Source organism: Nonomuraea sp. NPDC049784 (assembly GCF_040659615.1).
GTDB lineage: Bacteria > Actinomycetota > Actinomycetes > Streptosporangiales > Streptosporangiaceae > Nonomuraea.
Map to the genome: position 1 here is coordinate 1 of NZ_JBFAMX010000340.1, position 10749 is coordinate 10749.

Sequence of the window (10749 nt, forward strand, 5' to 3'; positions counted from 1 at the left end):
CCCCCAACGGGCCTTTCGCCCGCTGCATGATCGCGCCCGACAAGCCAGTGCACCGCGACGCCAAGCCCACCCTGTGGAACATGCCGGCACCCGCAGCGCTGCCGCCGCTCACCACTGCGAGCGGCTCCCTTCCCTAGCCGTCGCTACCTTTGATAAGGACCTGCCGATGTCCACCTCCATCTCGCCGGCGACGCATCTGGATCGCGCCTTCGACGGTATGCTCGCCGCCGTCTACGACCTCGTGCCACCGGCCGACGTTCCCGACTTCTCCCACGTCAGACTGGGGCTCGCCCAGCTGAAAGAGGAGCTCGGCTTGCCGCTGACCGAACGCGACTATCGCGCCAAAATCGATGCTGCCGCCAAGTACGGCCGCTTCAGCGACGAGCTCGGCCCGGTCTGGCAGCAGCTTCCGGATGTCGCCCAAGCCGTTAGCAACCTGGGCCAGCACGCACCCGTGATCGGTGCTCAGCCGGCCGCCCAACGCATCCGCCGCATCTTCGACAGCGCGCGCACCGTGGGGCTGAGTGTGGAGAAGTCGCTCGGCAAGCACTACGCCAAGATCGCTTCTCAGCCCCGAGTGCAGGCGTTCTTTGACGCTGTCCGGACCTGGGCCACGCGGCAGATGGCCAGCGCGCTTCGCACCGTGCACGACAACCTCGACAGGGCCGCTGTCGCTGGTGAGCGAGGCCATCAGGCCCGTCATGGTATCGAGCGCCTCCACCAGCAGCTGGAGGCGACGCTCCAGCGGCAGGACCGCGGCCACGAGAGCGCGCGTGCCGAGGCCGCGCGCCTGCGTACCTCCACCACACCCACCCCACCGACACCTCTTCGCAAGGCGCCCAACCAGCCTCAGCGGCCCAACCAACGCCACAGCCGCACATCGCAACACGCCTCACCGCCCAAGATGAAGATGGCATCGCCATGACCCCGCAGGAAGGGAGAACTATGGTCGAATTCGAAACCCTCGGTCAGCGGCTGCGGGGCCTGAGAGCGGAGGCAGGCCTGTCCCAGGGCAAGCTGGCCCAGGCGGTGGGCCTATCGGACAGCTACGTCAGCTACCTGGAAAGCGGCAATCGGCGGCCATCGTCGGCAGTCTTGCACCGGTTAGCCGCCTACTTCGATGTCGATCCCGTCTACCTACGCCACGGCATCGCACCGCAGCGAGCTCGCCAGGCGCACCTGGATCGGCGCACCGCTACCCAGCGGCGGGTGATTCGCCTGATCAAGCGCGTTTTCGCAGAATGTGCCCGCAGCGACATCGTCTCCTGCGAGACCAGCACCCTCACCAGGAACAACCAGCATGTCACCACCATCACCCTCATCCGGGATCCTGGGGATGGCCTTCTTGACCATGATCCCGACAAGCACGAGCCGCTCATGCATGCCTCACCGATGCCGGCTGACGTTCATTGATCGGCTGCAGGATGAAGACTTTGTGACGTCCGGCGGCGTCTGTGGGTCCAGATAACCGTTCTGTCTCGGATTGGCGGTGATGGGGAGTCTCGGAGCATCACGCTGAGCCCATACATGATGTCGACGAGCGTCTCACCACAGTGTTTCGGGATGATCATCGCTGGTGGTGGAGGACGTAGCGGACGAGGGGGAGCAGATCCACGTTCAGGCGCGAACCGTGGACGGATCCGCCGATCGTCCGGGCTGCGGCGCGGGGGTGGCGCGCGGACATAGCTCTCACGAGCGGAGCGTGGCTGACGTTCCGATCGACGCCCGACGCATTCTCGTCGCGATGCGGATCCGCCGCCAGATGGCCGACGCGCGGCTGCCGTCAGACCTTGCGCGCTCGCCGCCACAGCATCGATGAACCCGGGAGTGTTGGGCGGCGGACGACTTTTGCTCTGCATCGCCGCCACCGCTACGCCGCCGTGCCTGATCGCTGCCGACACACGCGGACGCGTCGACGACCAGGGGCGATGAGGATGGGGGGAGGAGACGTCGGCGGCTCAGACGTTTCATGACGGGCTGCTCTGTCTCACCCTCTTGGGCGTGGATGGGCAGTTGCTCGAGTAGCTGCCATCGGATGGCTCGACCACGATGTCCCCCTCGTCGTCGACGACTGTCCAGGTGACTGTGGTGGTGAGGGTGCCGCCGCCGGTGGTCGTTCCTGACGTGGTGTTGCCATCACCACGGTTGATGCCCGTCCAGGTGATGGTCAAGGTGCCTGAATCGGTACGTGCAGGGCCGAGGCATCCAGGCGTGGGGGCGGGGGCGTCCACGGTAAGGGTGTCTCCGGCGACGGTGATGTCGTGGGTGCCGGTGGCGGACGTCATGCGGCACGTCCCGACGAGGCACGACAGCGAGATCGGGGCGGAGCGGTTCGAGCCCAAGCTGATTACTGGAGGGATCGACGCCTGTGGAGGTGGGGGAGCGGGCAACGCCTTCGTCGTGGCGGAGGGGTCGCTTGTGGTGGGGGTGTCGATGCTCGGCGGTTCTGTGATGGGCAGCGATCTGTCGGAGGTATGTCGGGCTTGCGGTGTCTTGACCGCAGACGGCGTCGATTGTTCGGCAGTAGGCGGCCGCGTGGGGGAGCCCTTTGGCAGGCGAGAGGAGGGGAGGGGGTGGTGCCTGGTGCGGGTGGGGATGGGCGGAGAGGCTCCGATCGGGTCGGGCGACTGATCGGTGGTGGGTGCCGGTGATACCGATTCCTTAAGCAGGTGCTCCCGCGGCGAAGGACGGGCCTGAGGCTCGGCGGCCACGCGGGCGTTGATGTTGGAGCGGCTCACCGGGTTGATCAGGACCCATGCACTGAGCGCGAGCGTGCCGACCGCCACGGTGGTGGCTAGGAGGTGGCCGTGCTTGCTCAGATGGTGGGTCATGCTGCTCCACAGCCGAGACGAAAGCGCTTGCTGGCCGTGGTCGGGGCCGCTGCCGGCGGTGCGATGGCGGCCCAACGCGTGCTGGTCTGGCGAGTCGTCGTCGGGGTGGGGCTCCCGCCCTTGCGGCTGGTCGCGCATTCCCTAACTCCTGACTACGTTCTCAACAGGCTGTAACTAATCTTGCTGGATGATACGAGGAGGGGCGGAGAATTCCTACTCATTCGAGCACAAACTACGATTTGTTTCCGTTCTGTGATTTGATCAAGACAGTACGACGCAAAGCGGTCATTTCACCCAACGGCGTGGAGATTGCGCACCTCGTTTGGATGGATGACCCTGTTGGCTTCGTGCGCCAAGTCCTGCCACTAGCAGCACATTTACTGTTTGACCACTCCGCCGAGCGCAGCCGGGAGCCAAGTAGGCGGAAAACGGCTAAATATAACAGAACGGTAACTTCATTCGATACTTTTAACCGATCCGGTGACAGAGCTGCTGTTCTCCTTTACTGTCTGACTTGTTGATTTACGAGGAGTCAATGCGCTTCAAGTCACCTGTTTCCAGGTCCTGCGGTCCGAGGCCGAGCCTGCCTATCAGACAGCTACAGGCGCCCTCAAGGCTCGGCACGGGGACAGGTGATGCTCCGAGGCTCGGTAACTCCGAGCTACTGGGGTCGCATGCGTGGCCATGCCTGTCGCTCACCTGCCAGAAGGGCGTGGGGCGGGCGCGCGTGCGACCCTTACTCTTCGGCCGCTCCTGCCGCTGCTGTCGAGAAACGGTGGTGCTGCTCAGCAAGTACAGGTCGCCGGCTCTCTCGCTCACCGCTGGTGTCAACGCTTACCCAAGCGATGCGGCGGCCGAGCCTTCCAGCCCGTGCGCCTTCGAACGCATCGACGCCGACGGGATACTTACTCGCCCCATGTCAAGCTGCGCGATCCTGACTCGCATGCAACAGCGATGCTGGCAGCCGCAGTTGTACAGCAGGTGCCAGGGCCAGCGGTACGCGCCGTACCCGTCGACGCGCGAACGAATGCCCAGCCAGCACGCCCGGACCTTCGTCAATCACGCCGACACCTCTGCCAGCACTTTCGCAGACCTCATCTTCAGGGAGCTCGACATGGTGGTGAATGGCCATCGGCCCCCAGCAAGCGAGCCGGCCTACTTTCTGCCAGAGGCTAGCGGGCAACCCCACGAAGCACCCGATGCATCCGCCTGCGTCGCAGATGCTCCAGTGCCGAGGGGGAAGCGCGCCGCTCACCGCGCGCACGAAACAGGCCATGACGATGAGGCACCCACGGAGAGCATGTCGGCGCTGGACCTCCCGCCTACACCCCACCTCGCGGTCTTGCTGCGGTTGCACGCCAGGACAGGACGCCTCATGGACATGATCGACCAAGCACTCGATCCCCGCCGATGACTTCCGGGCGGGCAGGGCGTGCTGCGGCGCCTTGTCCGCCCGGGATCCTTGCGGGGCTTGGTGCGCCTCCATGCACGACGCGATGCCCCTGACCTGGCCGCGCCCCCCTTACGCGCCGATGGAGGATCATCAACCCCAGCAGTCAGCTCGATCGGCGTGCCGCGGACGCCATTGCGGGTTTCCCCTGGCCGACACATACCGCTGTCAGGAACGGGTGAGGCAGAGCTGCTTCGAGCCCTCGGCCCGCGTTTCGGCTCTCCTGCAGTCGGTTGATCATTTGCGTCACCGCTGCACAGAATGGCGCCCATCACGCGCTCCGTATCACGGGACTCAGGTGATCGCTTGCCGACTGCCTGCCCTCCCGCAGCAGCCTTCGCGCTAGCGCCACGCCGCGCCGCAAGCACTCAGGATCAGGTTCTTGCGGTCCCATTTTCGGCGACGCGGGATGCGCGGCTTGTGCGGGAGACGACAGCGGGGGCGTGGGTGACACATCGGCCTGCGCTGCTGGGGCACCTGCGGTTTGGGCATGCCGCTGCTGATACACCTCGAGACCGATCTCGGCACAGGCACCGCAGGGATGTCCCGACGGCAGCAGATGGTTCTCGCAATCGGGACGGGGGCAGTCGTAACCGCGTTTGATCACCGTCAAGGCCGCGGCGACCGGACGGCGAGGCTGCCGACCGGCCCATGTGGTCAATCGGCGGCGAATACGCAAGGTCATCTCAGTGACGGTCTTGCCGGCCGCCATCTCCTTCTCGATCGCCGCTAGGACCCGGTCCCGGTCACCGGAACTCATGTCGAGTTGCCAGGGCAGCGGGATCGCGGTCATCACGCTCAGTGCGCCTGGCGGTCGACGCCGAGAGGCGGTGCCCGGCTTGTCCCCGTCGATGATTGGCCTCTCGCGCGGCAGCGCGCTCCAGCGTTCGCCCTTACGGTGCTGTAGATCGCCTACGGCGAGAGGATTTGCGCTGGCTGAGGGTGAACTCTCTGAAGGTGCCCCCTCTGAAGGTGCGCCATATGGAGGCGTCACATTTGGCAGGGGGCGATCCGACGCCTCTGGCAGGGGGGGAGTCGTCAGATCTGGCAGGGGGGACTCGTCAAGCGTGGCACTTGCACCAGGGCCATCGGCAGGAACCTCGTCTGCGGAAACGATCGTGATGAGGTGCTCGTCGGTGATGGCTTGGACATGCATCCACAACCCGCCGCGGCGGCGCACTCGCACCCAGCCGACCGCCTCCAAGGCCCTCAGCCGGCGACGTGCGGTGGTGGCCGAACATGACCACCACACTCCCAGCTTGGCCAGCGTCACATCGTGTCCCGCTGGGTCGAGTCGATCGACCAGCACGGCGTAGGCCCGCCAGGTCTCCGGGCACACCTGCCCCTCGAGGCGGCCTGGCCCCGCATGGATGCGGGCAAGGCTCCAGGCCGGCACGGCGGCGTAAGGCTTGCGGGTCTCCTGCGGTCGGCGCAACGCGAAATGCAACGCCGATCGGTTACGGCCGCGGATCTCACGAACGAGAAACGGGCCCGCGCCATCGTGGTCGGCAAGCAGCTCAGTCCGGGCTCGGTCCAACGTGCGCTCGCTGACACCGAGTTGATCAGCGACCCAGCAACGACGGGCGCGCGCGGGCTGGCGCCCGCCAAGGACATCAGGAGTGCCGAGCGCCTCATAGAGACACCAGGCGGCCACTGCGAGCGCGCTGTGATCGCTATAGAGCAGAGTGCGCGGTATCTGGTGGTGCTTCTTGGCACTCATGCGGCGTCCTCCGCGTCTTCGCCGGACGTCGGCCTCAGCAAAAGCGACGCGACGACCGCTCCTGGTCGGCGCAGACAGGGCAGCGTGACAGACGCGTTGTGGGCGATGCGGATATCCGCCTCGGCGAGATGAGGCGTCAGGCCCTCGCTGTGGAGGTCTGTTTTTGGGCGTACTGAAGAGAGCGCATGGCTCATGGGATGCTCCGTGCGGTTTTTGGGTGCACTAAACAGAGCTGCTGGCGTGAGTCGGACGGTCCGGTGCCAGAGCGCTGGTGCGGTATGGGATTAGGGGTTGGCCCGGGCGGCAGCGTCCGGGCAGCAAGGGGTTAGTTCAGGGGCGCGCCTCCGGTTCGGCATGCTTCAGGGCCGCCAGTCGCGCAATGGCGACGGCGAGCTTGTGGGGTTGGTTGGCCTGAAGGCGACCAAGCTGGTTCGACCGGGACCGAGGGACAAGGGGGCATCAGCGCATGGGCCATCGAAGAGGGAGTGTCGGCGAACGCACGCCGCTCAACCAATTGCCATGTCATGCGGCAAAGGCAGACCCGTCGCCGGCGCCGGCCATGCGGCTGGAGGCGACGTACTGGGCGCTTTGCTGCCCAGGCGACGGCGCATCCATGCAGCAGGTGTCCGCTCCACGGCGTGTCCGGTTTAAGACGCTCGTGAGCGGTAACGATCATCATGGGTCGCGACACGCCGAACACGCCAATTGCGTGTACGACTTGGCCGACCCGGGGATCCTCGTCTATCTTGGACTCCGAGACTTCTGGACACCGGCCAGGCACGCGAAAGCCGAAGCCGACACGAGCCGGGCCGGATGTCTGTTTGTAGAGAGAGCTCTCGCGCACGGTTTTCCAGGCCAAGTAGCGCGGGGGCTCTCTGCATTTGTGGGGCTCGCCGTTGATGGCGTCTTACGTCGGCGTTGGCGCGTCTCCTCTCGCCAAGGATTCGAAGGGCTTAGGCCGCATGTTGGGACAGAGCAGCGTGACTCAGAATCGACAACTGCTTTTCCTGAACGCGACTGCCTGACGGAGGCACGCTGATGTGATCGCCGGCGAGTAGGCAACCAACCAGGGTGGATGCTGTGGCGGCCTCGCCGTCCTCTCCATCGATGGGATGCAAGGCACTCAGCAGGGTGGCAAGGTACGCGGTCATGTCGGGGTAGTCGTAGTCGCTGTAGGCGGCCTTGACACGCGCCTTCACGCCCTTGGGCGTGCGGACAGTGACCGGCTTCTTGGTGCCGCCGGGGATCTGTGTATCCGTCAGCAACGTGGGAATCACCGAGTGCATGGCCGCGGCCCGCGCGGGATCCTTCGCGGGATTCGGGTGCAGCGCGGCGATGAGATCGGCCATGTAGACACCAAGCTGCCGGTAGTTGTGCAGTGGCGCGGCTCGCTCGATCCGCTCCCTCAACTCGAGCGGCAGCTTGAGTGTGGATGTGTCCCTTGGTCCCTTGTGGGGCTGTGCCACCTCTGTCCCCTCCAATCACTGATGATCGAGACCGTAGCGCACACGTAATCAGATTGCGAGGTGCCGCGCGGGCGAGTTCGTTGGTTGTTCGAAGGTTCTTGAGGTCAAGGCTGAGCCGCATGGGGCCCCTTCCGTTCTCGTAGGAGGTGCGCAAGTGCGCACTTCGGACCTTCGCTGCTGGTGGACGTAGGCGCTGAACGCTGGGCGTCTCATCCGTGCAACCGCACGAAGCGTCCTGGCGTAATCAGAAGACGCTCGATTGAATCCTCCCGTCGTCCGCCAGTCTCTTGGGCCCCGTGCGCTGACTCACGTGGCCACCAGACAGCTAGCCCCGGGCCGGTGTCCGTCGCGTCATGGCGAGGTAGCTCTGGAGGCGCGTGGACGGATGTGGCTCGGCCGTGCTGAGGTCTGTTGATTCACACAGTTCGCCTGTGTGCGAGGCGCCCAGCGAGATCGGGCTGTCACAGTCGGCGAGGCTGGCGAGGGCTTGGCGGGCGTGCGACTCTCGCGATGTTGTTGTCCGGGGCGCAACCGCCGATGTCATGTCACGCTCCCTTTAACCAGGCAGTGCGGGGGCCGCCACAGGAGGAAGCGGTTCTCGCGAAGGCGGCTGCAGGGCAGCCTCAGGGAGGGCGTCGGGGCATCGTGGCCATGTAACAAATGGGTCACAACGGACCTCCAGTCAGAAAAGTTGACAGCCGCGAGTAATTGAACCTGTTTACACTCTCACCCGCACGTCTGACAATGACATTGACATTGAGTCAGGGCGGACCAGCTTAGCCCGTCTCGGGAGATTTGTACCTGTTTGTCGCTATTTAACTCGAGCGCAGGAAAGGGGAAGCGGTGGACCTCTTCACAGGTCAGCCCTTACCGCTCATCCAGGCTTCGTCCCGGCGCCACCGCGCACTGGGTGGCCGGATCGGCCGGAGTGCCATGGGCACGGATCCACGTCTCTCGCATTGCCTTTGCCGGACATGGCGCGTCGATCACGTTGGGAAGGCATGGTGACGTTCCCGCTGACCCTCGCCAGCGGGATCCCCGCCTCTCTGCAAGCGCCGAGGCACGACTCCTCGTCTGCCGCATGCGCATGCTTGGCAGCGCAGCCATTGGCCACCACCACCACAGAGAAGGAGAGCCTGGCCGCCCCTGACTCTCAAACGACTTCCAGAGGCGCGAAGGCACTAGCGCCTGCGTCCGAACAGCCGATCGGTTGGGTGGCTGCTGACTCCGGTGAGCGTCTGCGTAAGGTCCTGGACTACCTGTCGGATCCCCCCATACCCGTGCCAGTGACCGGCGTGCTGCGTGAACATGACCCGCGCCCCGATCGTGCCGAGAGCATCGGCTTCAGCGCTTCGAACCTGCCCATCAGCCACCACATCGTCGTATTGGGACATCTGCCCCGTCTCCACCTTCGCGATTTGGATCAGGTCACCCTGATCTCCAGTGTTCCCATGTGGGCCGAGCAAGGAGTAAGCGTTCGCACCAGTAGCGGGCGCATCGTCGCTCTGGCGGACCTGCGCCGCTATCCGTTGGGTGAACCTGTGCGCGAGGTGCTGTTGGAGGACCTGCTGACTACTCGGGAGCAGGAAGCCTGCCTCAACCTGCCAGCGCTGGGGGCGAGCGTGGCCCGGCACATTCCGGCAACGACCCCAGTCCTGCAGCGCGTCCACGTTCCCGATGCCGCGACCGTGCTGCCCCTGGTCGACGAGGCCGCCCACGGCAATGTGTCAGCTGGTCTACTACGCGAGCTGTGCAAGCACGCCGCAGACCGTCAGCGACGCCTGAGCCGGTTGTTCACCCGGCGCTGGCACGCATCCGCCGCGGCCCGCCGCCCGGTGCAGGTAGAGCTCGCGTTCGAACTTGAGGCGGTCACCGACCGGCTGGGGCGCGCGCTGGCTCGCGGCCGGATTCCCAGTGCCGACTCGCTGGTGCAGGCGGCCGAACGCCAAGACCCCCTGTGGCGACAGCTTGTGCAGCGGCTGAGGCCCACACGCGCGAGCGACCTGAGCACCCTCGCCAGTGTGGCCGCACGGCTGCGCGCCGCCCGCAGCACCGTGCGGGGCCCGCGCCTGGCGGTGGCCATCGACACCTTCGCGCAGTACCCGATGGGTCGGCGCGCGCAGGAGGTTCGAACTCTTCTGCGCGGCCGATGCCACCGCGTCGACTACCCGATGATCGGGCTGTACATGCGCAGCGGCGCGTGGCCGCTGGGCGTCGCACACCGAGCCCAGCTGGAATGTGCACATGAGCTGAGGTGGCGGACGGCCGATGAGGCGGACCGCCCGGTCGCCTTGACCGCTGAGGCCGGCCTGCCTCCTTTGGCCGTGCCAGGCACACCGGTGTCATCGCAGCTCCCGGGGGCGCAGCGATGACCGAAACACACCGCGTGTCGGCGCACCGGCTCATCCCGTCAGTCCACAACCGCACGCCTGCCCGCGTCGTCAAGACGGCCCGGCACCGTTCCCACGCCCGAACCCGGCCTTGGGCCATGGGCGTGCTCGCCTGTGCCGCTGGAGCGTTGCCCACGGCAGACGTCAACGCGACCCCGCCGCTGCTGGCGGCCGTGGCCGCCGACCCTGTCAGCGCCGGCATTCCGCCGTCGGAGCTCATCCGGATGAGCACGCTCAGCCTGATGGCCAGCCTCACCGTGCTCGCCGTAGCGGGCCGCATGTTGCGGGTGCTGGGGCATCGACGCATGTTCATCGGGGGAGTGGCCCTGTTCGGCGTCGGTTCGGCAGCCGCCGCATCGGCCTCGACGTGGTGGCTACTGTTGGCCGGGCGGCTTCTGCAGGGAGCAGGTACCGCGTTCCTGCTGCCTGCTGCGCTCGCGGCTGTGCTGGACGAGATGCCCACCTTGCGCCGCGCCCGGGCGCTGGCCGGTTGGATCGTTGGCTGCGGTGTGGCCGCGGTGCTGGCTCAGGTCGTTACCGGTGTGATGGTCAGCGGTCTTGGTTGGCGGGCGGTGTATGTGTTGGGCGCGGGGTCGGCCCTGGCCCTGTTGGTGATGCGAACTGTGCTGTCTGGCGGTGTTCGCCCTGAGGTGCAGCGGTCGGACCTGGCGGGCGCGCTCATGCTCGCGGGTGCGATGGCTGCGGCGGCTGTCGCGGCCACAGGAGCGGGACCGTTGGGGTGGGCCTCCTCGCACAATCTTGGCTGGAGTGCCGCGGCGCTGTTCTTGGCTGCCGCCAGCCTCGGTGTGCGCGCCCGAGCTGGGCGTCTCAGCGACCAGCTGAGGGTGAGGTCGACAGTCGGCGTCGGATTGGGCGGATTGTGGGCCTGCGG

Annotated in this window: 8 protein-coding genes; 4 read left to right on the forward strand and 4 right to left on the reverse strand. The window is 66.2% G+C overall.

The features are described from left to right. Positions 1-166: 166 nt before the first annotated feature. Together AB0J09_RS41705 and AB0J09_RS41710 are read left to right on the forward strand one after the other, a co-directional pair. Complete coding sequence (locus AB0J09_RS41705) at positions 167-925, forward strand: hypothetical protein (protein WP_360703795.1); 759 nt, start codon at positions 167-169, stop codon at positions 923-925. A gap of 20 nt (positions 926-945) precedes the next feature. Further along, positions 946-1413, forward strand: coding sequence for a helix-turn-helix transcriptional regulator (locus AB0J09_RS41710; protein ID WP_360703798.1), 468 nt, complete (start codon positions 946-948; stop codon positions 1411-1413). A 554-nt stretch (positions 1414-1967) separates the two neighbouring features. Here the strand turns inward: AB0J09_RS41710 and AB0J09_RS41715 are convergent. From AB0J09_RS41715 to AB0J09_RS41730, 4 genes are all read right to left on the reverse strand, one after another. Next, the gene (locus AB0J09_RS41715) at positions 1968-2285 is read right to left on the reverse strand and encodes a hypothetical protein (protein WP_360703801.1); all 318 of its coding nucleotides are present in this window, start codon (positions 2283-2285) and stop codon (positions 1968-1970) included. A 2267-nt stretch (positions 2286-4552) separates the two neighbouring features. Next, complete coding sequence (locus tag AB0J09_RS41720) at positions 4553-6001, reverse strand: hypothetical protein (protein WP_360703804.1); 1449 nt, start codon at positions 5999-6001, stop codon at positions 4553-4555. Then, positions 5998-6195 carry a hypothetical protein gene (locus AB0J09_RS41725; protein WP_360703807.1) on the reverse strand — a complete coding sequence of 66 codons (198 nt, stop codon included), beginning with the start codon at positions 6193-6195 and terminating at the stop codon, positions 5998-6000. The genes AB0J09_RS41720 and AB0J09_RS41725 overlap by 4 nt, the downstream gene beginning before the upstream one ends. 759 nt (positions 6196-6954) lie before the next feature. After that, positions 6955-7350, reverse strand: a complete 396-nt coding sequence (locus AB0J09_RS41730) for a hypothetical protein (protein ID WP_360703809.1) — start codon at positions 7348-7350, stop codon at positions 6955-6957. 1403 nt (positions 7351-8753) lie between these two features. On the opposite strand from AB0J09_RS41730, the gene AB0J09_RS41735 reads away from it, so the two are divergent. Both AB0J09_RS41735 and AB0J09_RS41740 read left to right on the forward strand, forming a co-directional pair. Continuing rightward, positions 8754-9839: a hypothetical protein gene (locus tag AB0J09_RS41735; RefSeq protein WP_360703812.1), complete on the forward strand. Its 1086-nt coding sequence runs from the start codon at positions 8754-8756 to the stop codon at positions 9837-9839. 116 nt (positions 9840-9955) lie between these two features. Then, a partial coding sequence (locus AB0J09_RS41740; protein ID WP_360703815.1) for an MFS transporter occupies positions 9956-10749 on the forward strand: 794 nt, incomplete at its 3' end.

What these genes read in the sequence shown, in the direction of transcription:
- AB0J09_RS41715 (WP_360703801.1), bottom strand. Translation starts at nt 2,285, where the DNA reads ATGACGTCCGCCACCGGCACCCACGACATCACCGTCGCCGGAGACACC.
- AB0J09_RS41705 (WP_360703795.1), top strand. Translation starts at nt 167, where the DNA reads ATGTCCACCTCCATCTCGCCGGCGACGCATCTGGATCGCGCCTTCGAC.
- AB0J09_RS41710 (WP_360703798.1), top strand. Translation starts at nt 946, where the DNA reads ATGGTCGAATTCGAAACCCTCGGTCAGCGGCTGCGGGGCCTGAGAGCG.
- AB0J09_RS41720 (WP_360703804.1), bottom strand. Translation starts at nt 6,001, where the DNA reads ATGAGTGCCAAGAAGCACCACCAGATACCGCGCACTCTGCTCTATAGC.
- AB0J09_RS41725 (WP_360703807.1), bottom strand. Translation starts at nt 6,195, where the DNA reads ATGAGCCATGCGCTCTCTTCAGTACGCCCAAAAACAGACCTCCACAGC.
- AB0J09_RS41730 (WP_360703809.1), bottom strand. Translation starts at nt 7,350, where the DNA reads ATGGCCGATCTCATCGCCGCGCTGCACCCGAATCCCGCGAAGGATCCC.